The sequence below is a fragment of the Dermabacter sp. HSID17554 genome, assembly GCF_003989295.1.
Lineage (GTDB): Bacteria > Actinomycetota > Actinomycetes > Actinomycetales > Dermabacteraceae > Dermabacter > Dermabacter vaginalis.
This window is the reverse complement of sequence record NZ_RBLW01000003.1, coordinates 112,936-129,605: the sequence shown is the minus strand read 5'-3', so window position 1 is coordinate 129,605 and position 16,670 is coordinate 112,936. Positions and strand designations below refer to the sequence as shown.

General features: G+C 62.3%; 15 protein-coding genes. 9 read left to right on the top strand and 6 right to left on the bottom strand.

The window, feature by feature from the left end:
• Positions 1-98 precede the first annotated feature (98 nt).
• Complete coding sequence (locus D8M36_RS06230) at positions 99-1,178, top strand: ADP-ribosylglycohydrolase family protein (RefSeq protein ID WP_126847607.1); 1,080 nt, start codon at positions 99-101, stop codon at positions 1,176-1,178.
• Positions 1,179-1,351: 173 nt separating this feature from the next.
• Here the strand turns inward: D8M36_RS06230 and D8M36_RS06225 are convergent, their stop codons facing one another.
• Both D8M36_RS06225 and D8M36_RS06220 read right to left on the bottom strand, forming a co-directional pair.
• The gene (locus tag D8M36_RS06225; RefSeq protein WP_126847605.1) at positions 1,352-3,916 is read right to left on the bottom strand and encodes an FtsX-like permease family protein; all 2,565 of its coding nucleotides are present in this window, start codon (positions 3,914-3,916) and stop codon (positions 1,352-1,354) included.
• Positions 3,913-4,638 (bottom strand): ABC transporter ATP-binding protein, encoded by a 726-nt coding sequence (locus D8M36_RS06220; protein ID WP_126847603.1) that lies wholly within the window; start codon positions 4,636-4,638, stop codon positions 3,913-3,915. Before D8M36_RS06220 ends, D8M36_RS06225 begins: the two co-directional genes overlap by 4 nt.
• 281 nt (positions 4,639-4,919) lie before the next feature.
• Here D8M36_RS06220 and D8M36_RS06215 point away from each other — a divergent pair, with 281 nt between their 5' ends.
• Genes D8M36_RS06215 through D8M36_RS06200 form a run of 4 tightly spaced genes read left to right on the top strand, consistent with a single transcriptional unit; the run spans position 4,920 to position 8,372 of the window.
• On the top strand, positions 4,920-6,059 hold the full coding sequence (locus D8M36_RS06215) for a trans-sulfuration enzyme family protein (RefSeq protein WP_126847601.1): 1,140 nt from the start codon (positions 4,920-4,922) through the stop codon (positions 6,057-6,059).
• 26 nt (positions 6,060-6,085) lie between these two features.
• Positions 6,086-6,889 carry a transporter substrate-binding domain-containing protein gene (locus D8M36_RS06210; protein WP_126847599.1) on the top strand — a complete coding sequence of 268 codons (804 nt, stop codon included), beginning with the start codon at positions 6,086-6,088 and terminating at the stop codon, positions 6,887-6,889.
• 21 nt (positions 6,890-6,910) lie between these two features.
• On the top strand, positions 6,911-7,597 hold the full coding sequence (locus tag D8M36_RS06205; protein WP_126847597.1) for an amino acid ABC transporter permease: 687 nt from the start codon (positions 6,911-6,913) through the stop codon (positions 7,595-7,597).
• Positions 7,584-8,372 (top strand): amino acid ABC transporter ATP-binding protein, encoded by a 789-nt coding sequence (locus tag D8M36_RS06200; protein ID WP_274542646.1) that lies wholly within the window; start codon positions 7,584-7,586, stop codon positions 8,370-8,372. The genes D8M36_RS06205 and D8M36_RS06200 overlap by 14 nt, the downstream gene beginning before the upstream one ends.
• 64 nt (positions 8,373-8,436) lie before the next feature.
• Here the strand turns inward: D8M36_RS06200 and D8M36_RS06195 are convergent, their stop codons facing one another.
• Positions 8,437-8,988: a methylated-DNA--[protein]-cysteine S-methyltransferase gene (locus D8M36_RS06195; protein WP_126847596.1), complete on the bottom strand. Its 552-nt coding sequence runs from the start codon at positions 8,986-8,988 to the stop codon at positions 8,437-8,439.
• 318 nt (positions 8,989-9,306) lie between these two features.
• On the opposite strand from D8M36_RS06195, the gene dnaK reads away from it, so the two are divergent.
• From dnaK to D8M36_RS06175, 4 genes are all read left to right on the top strand, one after another.
• Complete coding sequence (dnaK, locus tag D8M36_RS06190) at positions 9,307-11,169, top strand: molecular chaperone DnaK (protein WP_126847594.1); 1,863 nt, start codon at positions 9,307-9,309, stop codon at positions 11,167-11,169.
• Complete coding sequence (locus tag D8M36_RS06185; protein ID WP_126847592.1) at positions 11,166-11,813, top strand: nucleotide exchange factor GrpE; 648 nt, start codon at positions 11,166-11,168, stop codon at positions 11,811-11,813. Before dnaK ends, D8M36_RS06185 begins: the two co-directional genes overlap by 4 nt.
• Before the next feature lie 136 nt (positions 11,814-11,949).
• The gene (locus tag D8M36_RS06180) at positions 11,950-12,945 is read left to right on the top strand and encodes a DnaJ C-terminal domain-containing protein (protein ID WP_126847590.1); all 996 of its coding nucleotides are present in this window, start codon (positions 11,950-11,952) and stop codon (positions 12,943-12,945) included.
• A gap of 33 nt (positions 12,946-12,978) precedes the next feature.
• Positions 12,979-13,413, top strand: coding sequence for a heat shock protein transcriptional repressor HspR (locus D8M36_RS06175; protein WP_126847588.1), 435 nt, complete (start codon positions 12,979-12,981; stop codon positions 13,411-13,413).
• Here the strand turns inward: D8M36_RS06175 and D8M36_RS06170 are convergent.
• From D8M36_RS06170 to D8M36_RS06160, 3 genes are read right to left on the bottom strand one after another with little or no spacing between them, the layout of a single operon-like run.
• Positions 13,410-14,462: a glycosyltransferase family 4 protein gene (locus tag D8M36_RS06170; RefSeq protein ID WP_126847586.1), complete on the bottom strand. Its 1,053-nt coding sequence runs from the start codon at positions 14,460-14,462 to the stop codon at positions 13,410-13,412. The two genes, D8M36_RS06175 and D8M36_RS06170, sit on opposite strands and share 4 nt — an antisense overlap.
• Positions 14,463-14,474: 12 nt before the next feature.
• Entirely contained in the window at positions 14,475-15,260 is a 786-nt protein-coding gene (locus tag D8M36_RS06165) for a TVP38/TMEM64 family protein (protein ID WP_126847585.1), read from the bottom strand.
• Positions 15,257-16,555: a glycosyltransferase family 4 protein gene (locus D8M36_RS06160; protein ID WP_202974877.1), complete on the bottom strand. Its 1,299-nt coding sequence runs from the start codon at positions 16,553-16,555 to the stop codon at positions 15,257-15,259. The genes D8M36_RS06165 and D8M36_RS06160 overlap by 4 nt, the downstream gene beginning before the upstream one ends.
• Positions 16,556-16,670: the final 115 nt, after the last annotated feature.

The window sequence follows — 16,670 nt, the reverse complement described above, 5'->3', positions numbered from 1 at the left end:
CAGCTTAAACTTGGCACATTGGTGTGCGCGACGAGGCGTGGGCTCCGCGCCGTGCACTCACCGCACCGGCAAACTATGCGAAGAAAGGGGAACGAGAAATGTCGAACATCGCCCCTTCACACGAGGCCCCAGAAGGTCCAGGAAAACAGGACCTCCGCGACACCCCTACCCTGAAGAAACAGCAGCGTGAACGTGCACTCGGTGCAGTTCTTGGAGCTGCCACGGGCGACGCGCTCGGCGCTCCTTACGAATTCGAGCCGCCGATCGCAGACTCCGACGACGTGGCGATGGCTGGCGGAGGTCAGCTCGGCTGGAAGCCGGGGGAGTGGACCGACGATACGGCAATGGCGATCGTGATCTTGCGCGCCGCCGCCCACAGCGAACACACGACACCTTTCGAACGCGAAAGTGCCCTCGATGCGATCGCCGCCGGCTGGTTCCAGTGGTCACGTGAAACGCCCGACATCGGAATCCTCACCTCGAATGTGCTCCTTGCCGCGCTCGAAACAGCCGAGGCCCACGGCAACAGCGTGCCCTCGGGCCGCGACATGCACGAAGCCGCGCGCGTCATCAACAAGGAGAGGCATCACACCGCTGGCAACGGCGGGCTCATGCGGACACACTCGGTCGTTCTGCCCCACCTGCACGCGAGCGACGATGAACTCGAGCGTGCCGTCGTTGCCGTCAACACCCTCACCCACGTCGATCTCGACACAATCGAAGCCGCGGTTCTGTGGAGCTTCGCGATCCGCCACGCGATCCTCACGGGGGAGCTCGATGTCAGCATCGGTCTCACACGACTTGCCCCCGAACGGCGCGAGCGTTGGAGGGGACTCATTGCCGAGGCGCACAGCGTGCCGCCCGCCTACTTTGCGCGAAACGGATGGGTGATCCACGCCTTCCAAGCGGCAGTCTCGGCTCTGTGGCACGCGGGTCGCGTTCCCGAAGACAAGTTTGAGCGGCGCGCCTACTTCGCGCGCGTGCTCGAAGCGTCGGTGCGCAGCGGTAACGACACCGACACGGTTGCTGCCATCGCCGGTGCCCTCGCGGGAGCCACGGTGGGTTTCAAGGCGATCGACCCAGTGTGGCGGCGGGCGCTCAATGGCTGGCCCGGCATCACCGGAGAAGATCTCGTGCAACTCGCCACGGCCGTGCTCGAGCGCTCCGACGCTTCCTGAGCCGCCACGCTCGCCCGTGAGGGGCGGAGGAACCCGCCGAATACGCCCTCCATTTCCGGATTGCCCTGCACCTTTTCACCCGTAAAGAACAGGGGTGGGGGCGGCGTGCACGCACCGCTCCCCACCCCTGTGCCGACCGCTATGAGAAGAGCCGGGCACGAGGCATATTCTTCCTATTCATCCCTCCGTGCGAGCGCTTGCGCGGGCGCTGCCGCGCTCGCCCGAAGCCCGGGAAGAATCGAGGCGAGGATGCCGGCGATGAGCCCAGCCACGACAATCACGATGAGATACAGCCACGGGACTGCAGGGTAGAAGGCGAAGTCCCCTACGAGGAGCGAGCGCACACCGAGGATGCCGAACAGGCACCCGAGCACCGCGCCGATCAAAGAACCGATGGAGGCGATGAACGCGCCTTCCCACAGGAGCATCGCGCGAATCGCCCCTTTGGATGTGCCGAGTGCCCGCATGAGTGCGTACTCACTCGAGCGTTCGATGACGCTCAAGCTCAGCGTGTTGGCCACGCCCACGAGTGCCACGACCACAGCTACGGCGAGGAGCACGACCGTAATCGTCAAGAGGGTTTGGATTACCGTGGACATGATCTCGCGCTGGGCGCCCTCGAGTTTCACCATCATGACGGTGTCGGGAGGCAACTGCTCGGAAAGTTCCCCGACCGACACAATGACGTCGAAAATAGAGGTGTTTGCACGCTCGGGGGAGTTCGGATCCGCAAATTTTGCGAACACCGCCTTGCCCTCGCGAACGCCGAGACCGTGGAGGGTGTCTGGGTTGATGAGAGAAATCGCGAGGCGTCCCGAGACGCGGACCTTGAGCTCGTGAGACGAGCCGTCCTCGCCGGTAATGGTGATGACCTGGCCATCGCTCACCTTGAACTTTTGCGCACGGTCCTTGCCGAGAATGATTTCTCCCGGTTGTGGCAGTTCGATCTGATCGGACGTTGCAACGGCTTTGATGTCGTCCGCGGTCGGGGCGAAGGTCGTCATCTCTTCGGAAGCGCCGCCGATCATCAAATCAGCGGCGGGAACCTCTCGGGCCTCGCCGACGCCCGGGGTGCCCTTGACCTTGTCGAGGAAACCGGCGGGCATATCCGTCGCCGCGATAATCGAGTCGACCGGGAAGCGGTCGGTCACCTCCCGAATGAGAGTTTTTTCGGCCGTGACTGCCCCGGCGGCCATCGTCGCCATGAGGGTGGTGCCAATGATCAGCGCCGACATCGTGATGCCCGTGCGCTTCGGATGACGCGCCGCATTGAGGAGCGCGAAGCGTGCGCTCGTGAGGCCGAGAGCTGAGGCGATCGCGTTACCGGCCTTCGCGAACGGGGGAATGAGTGCGGGGAGAACCCCGATCACACCGAGCAAAACGGTGATGGAACCAACGAACGCGAGAAGCATCGAGATGAGCGGCGCGTACTCGTTGTCGTCGAGCGCAATTGCCACGGCGAAAGAGCCGAGTATCAGCACGATGCCGAACGTGACCACGGCGGCGGAGAAGATCGTACGGATAAGCGAGGCATGTTTGCCCGAGGCCACTTCCGCAGGCCGCAGAGCCTCGAGCGGCTTGACGCGCATCGCGCCGAGGGCTGGGAAAACCGAGGCACAGACGGCAAGGATGAGCGAGGATACGAGCGGGACGAGAACGGCGAGGATGTTGAAGCCCGGGATCAACGGTAGAGCTTCGGTGTAGGTTGCACGCCCGAGTAGAAGGATGCCCCACCATGCGAGGTAGGCGAGTACAACACCGGCAAGGGCACCCACGACACCCACGAGGAGAGCGTCACGAACGATCGCCCACATCGCTTGACGCCTCGACGCACCGAGGGCGCGTGCGAGGGCGAACGAGCGCCTTCGCTGGGCCATCGTGACGGCGAAGGAATTGGTGACCACGAGCGCGCTCGTGGCAATCGCGATCAAGACGAACGCCAAGAGGACCGTTGAAAGCAAGGCCATGATGACGAGGGAGATCGATGCTGTTTCCTCGAGATACTTCGTCACGGTGATCGCCGAATCGTAACCGGCGCTCTCGAGGTTTGCGACCAGCTGTTCTTCGCTCACCCCTGGTTTCGCGACGACGGCTATGGGGTACATGGAGAAGGACTGTTGCTCGGAGTCGCTCCCGGCGCCAATGATGAGGTCGATTCCGGCGTTCGAAAAGGTGAGCCGGCCTCCCGGGTTGAGCACCTGCGAGAGGAGGGGACGATTGATACCCGAAACGGTGAACTCGAGAGTCTCACCGGTATCGAGGGACTGCACCGCGAGGGTGCTCCCGATCGTGAGGTCGCGCTTTTTTGCGTACGTCGAGTCTACGGCCACCTCGTTTTCGGCGCTCGGCTCCCGACCTTCAATGAAGTCTGCCCCCGCGCCCGGACGCACGGGGTTGACCTGCACGAAGGTGCCCTTTGACTTGAGCGGGTTTTCCTGACCCGTTTCGCCTTCATCGAGGGCGATGGCCACCAATCCGGTCGACATGTAAAAGGCGCCGTCGGCACCCTCGACCTTTCCGAGAGCCTCGGGCGTGAAAGCCGCCGGGTTCGTGTCGCTACTGTACGCGGGTTGCGCAACCGCGCTCGCACCGGCGACCGGCTCGGTCATTTGTGCGCGCACGGCGTCGCCAAGAAAACCGACGGCGAGTACGGCGATCGCGATGAAGGCGCTCGTGAGGGCAATGGTGATAGCGGCGGCGAGGTGCCGGCGCCTTGGTTGAAGCTTGAGTGTGCTCATCGCGCCTGCACCGCTTTCTGACCGATGTAGTCATCGGCGATGATGCGACCATCCGACATGCGAAGGATGCGATCGGCACGCTGCGCAGCGTCGTCTTCGTGAGTCACCATGACGACCGTGTGCCCGAGCACGTCGACGCTCTCGCGAAGAAAGCTCAGAACAGCTTCCGTGGAGGCGGAGTCGAGGTTGCCGGTTGGCTCATCCGCGAAGATGACGGCGGGGCGGGTAATGAGAGCGCGCATGAGTGCGACGCGCTGGATCTGACCGCCGGAAAGCTCGCTCGGGCGGTGGCTCAGACGCTCGGCAAGGCCAAAACGTTGGGCAAGCATGCCAAACCACTGCTGATCGGCCTTGCGCCCCGCGAGTTCGAGAGGAAGCAGAATATTTTCCTGAGCCGTGAGCATCGGCAGAAGATTGAAGGACTGAAAAACGAAGCCGATGCGGTCGCGTCGAAGTTTCGTGAGCTGGGAGTCGCTCAGTGCGGTGATCTCGGTGCCTTCGACCGTGATAGTGCCGGAGTCAATCGAATCGAGGCCCGCGAGTGAGTGCAGAAGCGTGGACTTACCCGAGCCAGAGGCGCCCATGATGGCGGTGAACTGGCCGGCGTGGATGTCAAGATTGACGCCGTTGAGGGCGACAACGCGGCCGTTTCCGCTTCCGTAGGTTTTTGTGACGGAGCGTGCGCTGACGGCGACGGGGGTGGGAGGGGCCTGTGTGGTCATGGGGTGTCCTTCTCGGTCGGGGCAAGTGGCGATAACTGTCGCAACGCCTTTTATTCTTCGCGATCTTCGAGTGTGAGGCAACAGACTTGAGAATGCTTCGTGTGCGCAAGGCTCATACCTGAGACGGAGGTGTGAGGAGGCTTCTGGTGCGTCATAGTGCGTCACACCTTTTGGTTTTCTCCGCCGAAAACCCCTACTATGGAAGAGCTTATGGGGTGCATAAGCGTTAGTTAGCGCGGATGGCCTCGAAGAACGGTGTAACGACACGATTGAGGAGAGACATGCATATCGATACCCGCGCCATTCTCGCGCCGCGCACGAGCGAATTCGGGGCGGTTGTTCCGCCCGTCCACCTTTCCTCAACCTTCGAACTCGATATCGACACGATTGATGGCGACTACGCCTACCAGCGCGGCTCGAACCCCTCGCGCGGCGATCTCGAGTCTGTGATCGCCAACCTTGAGGAGGCGAAGCATGGTTTTGCCTTCGCAACTGGAATGGCGGCGGTGAGCTCGGTCTTGAGCCTTTTGAGTCCTGGTGACGAGGTTCTTTTCTCCTCGAATGTCTACGGCGGCACCTTCCGCTACGTCGAAAAGATCTTCCCGCGCGCAGGTCTCACCGGCACGTTCTTCGACGACCTCGGCTCTATTACGAGCGCGGACCTCAGCGAAAAGACCCGCATGATTTTCGTGGAGACCCCCGGCAACCCCACGCTGCGAGTCGTCGATATCGAGCGCCTCGCGAAGCTCGCCCACGAGCACGGCGCTCTCCTCGTCATCGACAACACCTTCATGACCGCGGTGCTTCAACGCCCCCTCGACATGGGTGCCGACCTCGTCGTGCAGTCCGCGACGAAGTTCCTCGGCGGGCACAGTGACCTTCTCGCGGGTGCCGTGACCACGAATGATGACGACCTCGCCGAGAATATTCGGCTGAGTCAGAAGGTCTTCGGCGGAGTTCTCGAGCCTTTCACCTCGATCCGTCTTCTCCAGGCGATCAAAACTCTTCCGCTGCGCATCACCCGCCAGCAGGAGAATGCCGAGAAGCTCGTTGCCCACCTGCGGGAACATCCTGGCATCGCGACCGTGCTCTCAGCCGGGTCCTTCAGCGAGCATGAGCGTGAAATCCACGAGCGCCAGGCCGCGGGTATCGGTGCAGTTTTCTCCTTCGAGCTCGCCGAGGGTTACGACCTCAAGACGTTCCTCCACGCGCTTGAGATTCCCTCCTTCGCGGTGAGCCTTGGCGGAGTCGAATCCCTCATGTCGATTCCCGCGACGATGAGCCACGACGGCATGACGCAGGCTGCGCGCGAACGCGCAGGCATCACGGATACTCTCGTGCGCTTCAGTGTGGGGATCGAAAACATCAACGACCTCCTCGCTGACTTCGATCAGGCGCTTGATGCCGCCAAGAACTCATAATCCAGCCCTCATTTCAAGGAGTCCTCATGTCCCGTTTTGTTTCGCGTCGCTCGATCCTTGCCACCTCCGGTATTTCTGCCGCTGCACTCGCTCTCGCGGCGTGCGGCTCCTCCACGGTTGAGAAAGGGGGCGGTGGCTCGAGCAGCGCCGGCGACGTGCTCAAGGTTGGTGTCGAAGGCGTCTACAAGCCCTATAACTTCCACGATGAATCGGGAAAGCTCGTGGGATTTGAGATTGACATCATCGAAGCAATCGCGGAGAAACTCGGCACGAAGGTCGAGTATTCCGAAGCGAAGTGGGACAGCCTCCTCGCGGGCCTTGATGCTGGTCAGTACGACCTCGTGATGAACAATGTGGCGGTGACCGACGAACGTAAGAAAGCCTTCGATCTTACCGTTCCCTACGCCCTCACCCAGGGGCGGCTCGGCGTACCGGAAGGCTCGGACATTGCGTCCCTCGCTGACGTCAAGGGGCGCCGGGCTGCCCAGACAACAACCTCAAACTGGGGGGAAGTGATGACCGATGCCGGTGCCGAAATTGTCGCGTCCCCCGGCTTTGCCGAGTCGATTGAGCTTGTCTCGTCGGGCCGCGCTGACGTGACCGCAAACGAAGTCGTCGCCTTCAACACGTATCTCGAAGAGCACCCCGATGCCCCCATCACGGTGCTCGACGAGGAACTCGAGACCGAGATCCTCATCGCCGGTGCGCTCAAGAAGGGAAGCGAGCTCACCGAGAAAATCAATACGGCCATCACTGAACTTCTTGAGGACGGCACGATCAAGAAGATCGACGAGGAGTGGCTCGGTCTTGACCTCACGCCCAAGCAGTAGTCTCGTCACGGAGCTGTCCAGGTGAATTTCGATCTTTCACGAGCGTTAGAAGTGTGGTCGGGCGCGCTCGGCCCAATGCTTCTCGCGACCCTCAAGGTCACGATCCCGCTTTCGCTCATCGCCTTCGCGATTTCGCTCGTGCTCGCCGTTCTCGCGGCGAGCGCGAGGCTCTCGCGTTTTCGCCCGCTCAAGGCGATTGCGTGGCTGTACGTGTGGGTTTTTCGCGGAACGCCCCTACTCGTGCAGCTCTTCATTGTGTTTTACGGTCTCCCGAAGGTCTTCCCGGGGCTCATGCTCAATCCGTGGACGGCAGCCGTCGGAACCCTGGCGCTGAATTGCGGTGCGTATGCTTCCGAGGCCGTGCGTGCGTCGATCCTTTCGATTCCGCGCGGCCAGTACGAGGCGGCTGCGACGCTCGATCTTGACCGCCGCACAACCTTCTTCAAGGTCATCGCCCCGCAAGCATTCCGGATCGCGCTTCCACCTCTCAGCAACGATTTCATCGATCTTGTGAAGGGCACGAGTCTCGTCTCGACCATCACCTTGCTCGACATGTTCATGGTCGCGCAGCAGCGTGCCGCAGCGACATTCGAGCCGTTCTACCTCTATATCCTTGTGGCCGCGATTTACCTGGCCCTCGTCTCTTTGCTGAGCCTTCTCCAGGCCTGGCTCGAGAAGAAAGCGAGCGTGTACGTTGAGCGCGATTGAAAACCCCACGAGTCTCGAGGCGCGCGCCGCTCGCGAGCCTCTCAAGCTGCGGTCGATCACGAAACGGTTCGGTGCCCTGACCGCACTCGACCACGTTGATCTCGATATTGAGCCCGGCAAGACCACCGTTCTCCTCGGCCCCTCGGGCTCGGGCAAATCGACGCTTCTTCGTTCGATCAACCTGCTCGAAAAGCCCGATGAGGGCACGCTCGATTTCGGGTCCGGCCCGATCGACGTGAGCCGCAAACTCGCTGAGCAGAAGATCCGCGAGATCAGGCGTCATTCGACCATGGTGTTCCAGCAGTTCAACCTGTTCCCTCACCTCACGGCTCTTGAGAACGTGACGCTTGCGCCGGTGAAGTCCCGAGGAGTGGCGAAGGTTGAGGCTCGAGAGCTCGGTATGACGGCGCTTACGCGGGTCGGTCTCGCGGGGAAAGTCGATTCCTATCCCGCGCGGCTTTCGGGCGGTCAGCAGCAACGTGTCGCCATTGCGCGCGCGCTCGCTCTGAGTCCCGACTATCTGCTTTTCGATGAACCCACGTCGGCGCTCGATCCGGAACTCGCCGCCGAGGTGATCGCGGTGCTCTCGTCGCTCGCGTCTGAGCATCGCACTCTCGTCGTCGTGACCCACTCGCTTCAATTTGCGCGCCGTGTCGCCGACCGCGTTGTTTTCCTCGAGGACGGCAAAATCCTGTTCAACGGCGAGCCCGATGACTTCTTCGAGTCACAGGACGAGCGCTTGAGGCGCTTCGTCAACGTCGTGGGTTCGGTCTAGCCCGTCGACTTCACCGGAGCGAGGGAGGGGCCGACGGTCCCTCGTGTGTGTCGCGGCCTTATTTTCAGGCCTCGATCTCCTCGAGCGCGAGCAAGAAACGCTTCTTCTCAATCCCGCCGCTATAGCCGCCCAGGCTGCCGTCGGACTTCACGACCCTGTGGCACGGCACCACGATCGGGAGGGGATTCATGCCGCACGCCGTGCCCACCGCGCGCACGGCCTTCGCGTTGCCGGCACGCTCAGCGACCCACGCGTAGCTTTGCCTCTCGCCGAAACCGATCAGCTCGATCGCCTCGTGCACGCTCCGGCGAAAGCCCTGGGAGAGGGAGCGGTCAAGAGGGAGCGTGAAGGTCCGACGGTCTCCTTCGAGAAAGCCGAGGACCTCATTTTTTGCGTCGCTCAGCACATCGCGAGGATCGAGAGGCTTCTCTTGCGCTGCGAGCGGCTGGGATTTGCGTAGTTGCGCTTCGGTAAGGGCCTTCATGGCGTCGAGGTCGTCACTTTCGAAGGCGATGCGCACGAGCCCGTGTGACGTTGCCGCGAAGAGAAGTGTGCCTAGGGGCGAAGGGGTTTCGGCGAATTCGAGCGAGAGGGGGTCGGCGCAGTGTGTGGGCATGACCGCTTCTTTCCGTGGCTCGAGGGTGCTGGTGGAGCTCCAGCGCGTTCGATTCTGGCACGCATGCCTTGGAGGTGCGTCATAACGCAGGCAGCCAAGAAGACGCGAGAAATGTGGCGTGCGTCATGTTTGAGGCGCGATGGAATAACCGCCCCTCAATGAGAGTTGAGCCTAGTGAACTCAAGTTCAGTGACACGTCGATTGACAACCCGGCGACGGGGTGCGTTGACTAGTCGCGTTCATGAGCAACCGACATGTTGATAGCGATGCGGCCACCGAAAAAATCCACTCGGCCGCATGCGCGGAAGGAGAACACTTATGTCACAGGCAGTAGGAATTGACCTCGGCACGACCAACTCCGTCGTCGCCGTTCTCGAAGGTGGCGAGCCCACCGTCATCGCCAACGCCGAAGGTGCACGCACGACCCCGTCGGTCGTTGCCTTCTCGAAGTCCGGCGAAGTTCTCGTCGGTGAGGTTGCTAAGCGTCAGGCAGCCACCAACGTTGATCGCACGTACTCGTCCGTCAAGCGCCACATGGGCACCGACTGGACGACCGATGTGGACGACAAGAAGTACACCCCCCAGGAAATCTCGGCTCGCATCCTCGGCAAGCTCAAGCGCGATGCCGAGTCGTACCTCGGCCAGAACGTGACCGACGCGGTCATCACCGTCCCCGCCTACTTCAATGACGCGGAACGCCAGGCCACGAAGGACGCCGGCCAGATCGCGGGCCTCAACGTCCTGCGCATCATCAACGAGCCGACGGCCGCCGCACTCGCGTACGGCCTCGAAAAGGGTAAGGACGACGAGCGCATCCTCGTGTTCGACCTCGGTGGCGGTACGTTCGACGTGTCGCTCCTCGAAATCTCGAAGGACGAAGACGGCTCGGCCATTCAGGTCGTTGCGACCGCGGGCGACAACCGCCTCGGCGGCGACGACTGGGACCAGCGCGTCGTGGACTACCTCGTGAGCCAGGTCAAGAACAAGGACGGCGTGGACCTCTCGAAGGACCGCATTGCCCTTCACCGCCTCAAGGAGGCCGCTGAGCAGGCCAAGAAGGAGCTCTCGAGCTCGACCTCGACCAACATCTCGCTCCAGTACCTCTCGATGAGCGAAAACGGCCCGATTCACCTCGACGAGAAGCTCACGCGCTCGCACTTCGAGGAGCTCACGAGTGATCTCCTCGAGCGCACGAAGGCGCCGTTCCACCAGGTCATCAAGGACGCCGACGTCTCGGTTTCCGACATCGACCACGTGATCCTCGTGGGCGGCTCGACCCGCATGCCGGCCGTGACCGAAGTTGTCACTTCGCTCACCGGCAAGGAGCCCAACAAGGGCGTCAACCCCGACGAGGTCGTGGCGTACGGTGCTGCGCTCCAGGCCGCCGTCATCAAGGGCGACCGCAAGGACGTGCTCCTCATGGACGTCACGCCGCTCTCGCTCGGTATTGAAACCAAGGGTGGCCTCATGACGAAGCTCATCGAGCGCAACTCGGCGATCCCGACCAAGACCTCCGAGGTCTTCTCGACGGCCGACGACAACCAGCCTTCGGTCGCCATCCAGGTTTACCAGGGCGAGCGCCAGTTCACGCGGGACAACAAGCTGCTCGGCACCTTCGAGCTTTCGGGCATTGCGCCGGCCCCCGCAGGCATGCCGCAGATCGAGGTCACGTTCGACATCGACTCGAACGGCATCGTGAACGTGTCCGCGAAGGACCGCGGCACCGGCAACGAGCAGTCGATCCAGATCACGGGCGGCTCGGGCCTCTCGGACGAAGAGATTGACCGCATGGTGAAGGACGCCGAGGCGCACGCCGCCGAGGATGCCGAGCGCCGCAAGAACGCGGACGCCCGCAACACCCTTGAGCAGCTCACCTACCAGGGCGAGAAGCTCCTCAAGGACAACGGCGACAAGATCCAGGATGCCGACAAGACCGCGACCGAGGACGCGATCAAGGAAGCGAAGGAACTGCTCGCCAAGGAGGATGCTTCGACGAGCGACCTCGAATCGGCACGCGAGACCCTGAGCGAAAAGCTCCAGGCCATCGGCACCGCCATCTACTCGGCCGCGCAGGCTGAGCAGGAAGGTCAGGCCGAAGGTGCGGATTCGACCAACGCCACCTCGGGCGAAGACGACGACGTCGTCGACGCCGAGATCGTTGACGATGAGGACGACAAGTGAGCGAGAACGACAAACCGTTCACGTTCACCGACAAGCGCACGTCCACGAAAGGCGAGGAGCCAGACATGAACGAGCAGCCAACCGACGGCGCGCCGGAGGAAACTCCCGCGCCCGCCGCGACGGGCGCGAACAGCACTGACACGCCCGACGGCGCCGAGGTCGACGATCTCTCCGCCGAGGCCGGAGCCCTCTACGAGAGCGCTGTCGCCGAGACCGAAGCCCTCAAGGCGAAAGTGAACGAGCTCGAAGAGCAGCTCAAGCGCGACCAGGCAGAGTACGTGAACTCGCGCAGGCGCATCGAACAGAGCGCCGTCGTGGGTCAGCAGCAGGCCGTCGCAAAGGTCCTCACATCGCTTCTGAGCGTCCTCGACGACATCGAGCTCGCTCGGCAGCACGGGGATATCGCCGAGGACAGCCCGTTTGCCTCCATCACGAGCAAGCTCGAGGAAGCACTCGGTGCGCACGGTCTCGTTCGCTACGGCGAGGTTGGCGAAGAGTTCGACCCCGAAAAGCATGAAGCGCTCATGCACTCGAGCAGTGATGAGGCCGAGACGACGAGCCTCGAGGTCATCATGCAGCCCGGCTACATGATGGGGGAACGTGTCCTGCGCCCGGCGCGCGTGGGCACGGTCGGCCCCAACTAAAGCAGGGCAAGCGTCGGCCCCTCCCGCCACGTGACAGCAAAGCGGGGCGGGCCGACGCCACCAGCACACCGCGAGGCAGCGGGCACACGCACCGCCGCCTCGCTCCATAGATTCACACTTTTGACGAGGAGACACCATGAGCCAGCAGGAATGGCTGAGCAAGGACTTTTATAAGATCCTCGGCGTCTCCCAGGACGCCTCCGCAGCAGAAATCAAGAAGGCCTATCGCAAGAAGGCGAAAGAGCTGCATCCGGACAGGCATCCCGGGGATGCCGCGGCAGAAGAGCGCTTCAAGGAAGTGGGCGAGGCCTACTCAATTCTGAGCGACGCGGAGCAGCGCAAGCAGTACGACGCGATCCGCGCGATGGGCGCGGGCGGTGCGCGCTTCGCCTCGGGCCCCGGCGGTGCCGCCGGCGGCGGATTCGAGGATCTCTTCGGTGCCTTCACCGGCGGTGGTTTCGGTGGTGGCGCGGGCGGCGTCAACATCGAAGATCTCATGGGAATGTTTGGCGGAGGCGGCTTTGGCGGGGGTCAGGGCCGTGCAGGCTTCTCGCCGAACGGCGGTTTTGGGCGCCAGGCACCCCAAAAAGGCGCCGACGTGAGTGCGAGCGTGAAGCTCAGCTTCCGCGACGCAGTGCTCGGAACCGAGGTGTCGTTTAGCGCGGGCGGGCGGAACATTACGACCCGTATTCCCGCGGGCGTTCACGACGGACAGAAAATTCGGCTCAGGGGCAAAGGGCAAGCGTCGGCGAACGGTGGCGCCCCCGGCGACCTCATGCTGACCGCGAAGGTTGCACCCCACCCGCTTTACACCATGGACGGGATCAACCTTCGGGTAAACGTCCCCGTCACTGCCGCGGAAGCCGCGTTCGGCACGACCATAAGCGTGCCCCTTATCGATGGCTCAAGCGTGAAGCTCAAAGTGCCTGCCGGCACTCCTTCCGGGCGCACGCTGCGTGCCAAAGGTAAAGGCGTTCGGGCCAAGAAGGGCACGGGTGACCTGCTCGTGACGCTCACGATTGCGCTTCCCGATACGCTCAGCGAAACCGCCGAGCGCGCCCTTCGCGACTTCGCCGAGGCCACGAGCGACTTCGATCCGCGGGCGGATCTTGCAAAGAACGCCACCCGTTAGCACCACGACCGACGGCCACGAGAAGGAGGAGACATGGCACCGTCACGTTTCGATGAGCACGCGGGAGTCTTCGTCATCTCGGTCGCGGCCGAGCTTACGGGGATGCACCCGCAAACCCTGCGCACCTACGATCGGCTCGGTATTGTGTCGCCACAGCGCACAAGTGGGCGCGGGCGACGCTACAGCGCATGGAACATCGCGCAGTTGAGGCAGGTCCAAGCCCTCTCGCAAGAGGAAGGCATCAACCTTGCGGGAATTAAGCGGATCCTCGAGCTGCAAAACGAGGTGGAGAGGCTCAGGGCCGAACTCGACGAAGTCACCGAAGAGCGAGACGAGCAGCGCCGCCGCGATAGCCGCATTTTCGCAACCTCGCAAACCGGTGAAGTCGAAGCGATGCGCCGCGGCCAGCGGCCACGCCGACGCCAAGCGGGTGCGCTTGTCGTGTGGAGGCCCGAAGGTTCCCGCTAGCGCGTGAGCTGGCTCCGGTAGAACTCGCGCCACTGCTCGGCGACCGACGCCCTCGAATAGCGGGCCGCGCCTTCGCGTGCGGACTGCTGGGCCTTCGCATACGCGGCGGAGGAGTCCTTCAGACTCGTGAGGGCCTCGACGAACCCATCGATCTCGCCACGACCGGCCTCAACGCGCGTCGCGTGATCGAACAGCACGCCTTCGTAATACACGAGGTCACGCACCACGATGGGGGTGTCGGTTGCCATGGCTTCGAGAATCGTCATGGGAAAGAGTTCCTCGTAGCTTGGCAGGAAAAACGCATCCGCGGCGTTGAAGCACTCATTCATCTCCTCGCGCGGCACAAGCCCAATGAGCTTGACGTTCGCGGGGAGATTTTCTTTTGCCTTTGTGATTTGTTCGTAGCCGCTCGTGATGCGACCGAAAGAAAAGTCCCCGGCCCACACGAAGAGCGCCTCAGGCATCGCGCGTGCAACGTCGAGAAGATCAAAAAATCCCTTGCGGGTTTGGAGCTGGCCGGCACACATGACCACGAAGCGAGTGTCGTCTGCACCCCAGGCCCGTCGCCGTTGTGCGATGCTCTCGTTTCTCTCGAGCGGATGGAACTGTTCCTCCGAAACGAAATTCGGGATAAACGTGATGCGTGACGGATCGAAGCCGTATTCGCTTTCGAGCGCCGTGATGAACCAGGGATTGACCGTGACGAGCGTATCCGTGGTGCGGTAGAAGTTCAGCATGTAGCGGTAGAACGCCCAGCGTGCCGGTTTCGGCATCGCGATCGAATCATCGACGGTCTCTGGAATGAAGTGCACGTGGGCGAGCGTCGCCCCACGCCGCTTGGCGAGGGGGATCGCAGCGCGATATTCCGGATTGATGGAATGGAAATGGTTGATATCGCCGAAGCGTCCGAGGCGGGCTCGCGGGTTGATATCGAATTCGTCGCCGAGCTCTGCGCTGATGAGTGCGACTTGCTCGAGATAGGCGCTTCCCACCCCCTGGCCCGCGACGGAGTCGGCTTTCGAAAATGCGTGAATGCGTGGTTTCGCCATGCGTGCGCCCTCTTACCAGGGGAGGAGATTGGTGACGAGCGCGCTAATGCCGAGCCCGTATGCCACGAGGGTGGGGATCTTCCCTAGGAGGATGATCCACGCGTACGTCGAGAACTTCATTTTCGTCGTGCCCGCGAGGTAGCAGAGGAGGTCATCCGGGGCGATGGGAAGGACGATCGCGGCTGCAAATGCGGTCGTGAAACCGGGTTTCCTCGTCCACCCGAGATACTTTTCGATCGTCTTTTCGCTGAACATCGCTTCGATGAGAGCCATGCCCACCTGGCGTGCCACGATGAAGTTCGTGAGCGAGCCGGCGCACACCGCGAGCCAGTTATAGATTGTGCCCTCGATCGGCCCGAACAGAATTGGAGCAGCGATCACGAGGAGCCCGGCGGGGATGATGGGAAACATCACCGAGGCGAAGCTCGCCGCCATAAAACCTATCGGTCCCCAGATCCCGAGTGAGTCGATGTACGCCTGAAGGGAATCGAGGGACTTGAGTGTACCGGTCTTAATACCCCACGCGACGAGGCCGATCGAGAACGCGAGCCCTACGAACGGCATGACCTTGACCGCGATCTGAATGGCCTTCTTGTGGGCGGTGACGCGTTCGGCGGTGTGCTCACCGAAGCGCGACTGATGGTGCTCTTTCGCGCTCGCCTCCTCCCGCGGTTCGATCGCGGGAGCGATATTGGTGCGTGAACGCTCCGTAGGAGTAAAGGGAAGTTTCTCGGCCCCCGGGAACGCTGGCGAGGAGCTTTCGGTTGGTGCGGTTGTGGGGTCCTCGTGTGCACTCATGCGGCCAGGCGCTCTTCTCCATTGGTCGTGCGGCGAGGGGCCTTTGCAGCGCCCTCGGGTCGGGTGGAAATCTTCAAGCTCAACGGGGTGCGGTGGCGTCCGGTTCCGACGCTTGCGAGCACCTTTTCGTAGACCTCTTTTGCGGATCGTCCAAAAGCTTCCGCCGAGAAAACCGTGGCGGCGCGCCGAGCGGCGCAGGCTGCCATGCGGGCACGCAGCGCATCATCCTCGAGAATGTCCGCAAGACGCTCGGCGAACTGAGTCGAGTCTGCGTAGGTGTAACCAGTTTTGCCTTCGAGGATCACGCCGTCGAGAGAATCATCCTTGCGGCACAGGAGCGGGAGGCCACATGCCATGGCCTCGATGAACGTGAGGCCCTGGGTTTCGCTGAGCGACGCCGAGACGAAAAGATCGGCCATGCGGTAGTAGTCGGCAACCTCCTCAGGCGGGCGGAAACCGGCAAAACGCACCATGTCGCGGATCCCGAGACGGTCGACGAGACCTTCGAGCTCGTCGCGCGAAGGGCCATCGCCCACAAGCACGAATACGGTGTTCGAGGGGCGAGCTTTCGCGAGGTGGCGAAGAACGTCGTCGACGCTTTTCTCCTTCGCGAGGCGGCACACCGAGACGAGAACCTTCGTGCCTTCGGCGATGCCAAGTTCGCTGCGAATCTCGCGGCTGCGCTCGAGATCGGCACTCGTCTGGGCGGCGCGGAACCGGGAAAGGTCAAGGCCCGTGGGAATCACGGCGATCGGTTGTGTGACGCCGTAACCGCGCAGAAGCTTTTCGACCTTCGCGGTCGGTGTGATCACTGCACTGACCTGCTCGCAGAACTTCTTCGAAAAGGCCGTGATCATCTTCTTGCCCATCGTCTTCGAGGGCGCGTAGTAGTGGGTGTAGTCCTCGTAGATTGTGTGGTACGTGTGCACGATCGGGATGCCTAGCGCCTTCGCAATCGTGCGGGCCCACAGGAAGGTCGAGAACTCGCACTGCGAGTGAATGACATCGGGGTGCCATTCCTCGATTTCGCGGCGGATCTTCCGGTTCGGGAGCACCGAGATGCGCGCGTGGTCATAGAACATCGAGGCGTTGAGAGAAGCGAGCCGGTACACCCCGTCTCGTGAGGAGGACCTGAGGGATTCGGCGAGGGTCAACACACGCACATCGCAGCCAAGCAATTCGAGCTGCTTCTTGAGCGTGAGAACGCTTGTGACGACCCCGTTGACAACCGGCTCGTACCAGTCGGTTGTAATAAGGACCTTGAGAGGCTCTCGATCACTACTGTGCATCATCATGTCTCCATCGTGAGTCGCGGAGGCCTGTGGACACATCGGTCATGGGGATCGACTCAATCATCCCCGAGACTGATATTGCTCAACCCGCGAGGCTGAGACCTCACCGGCAAGCAAG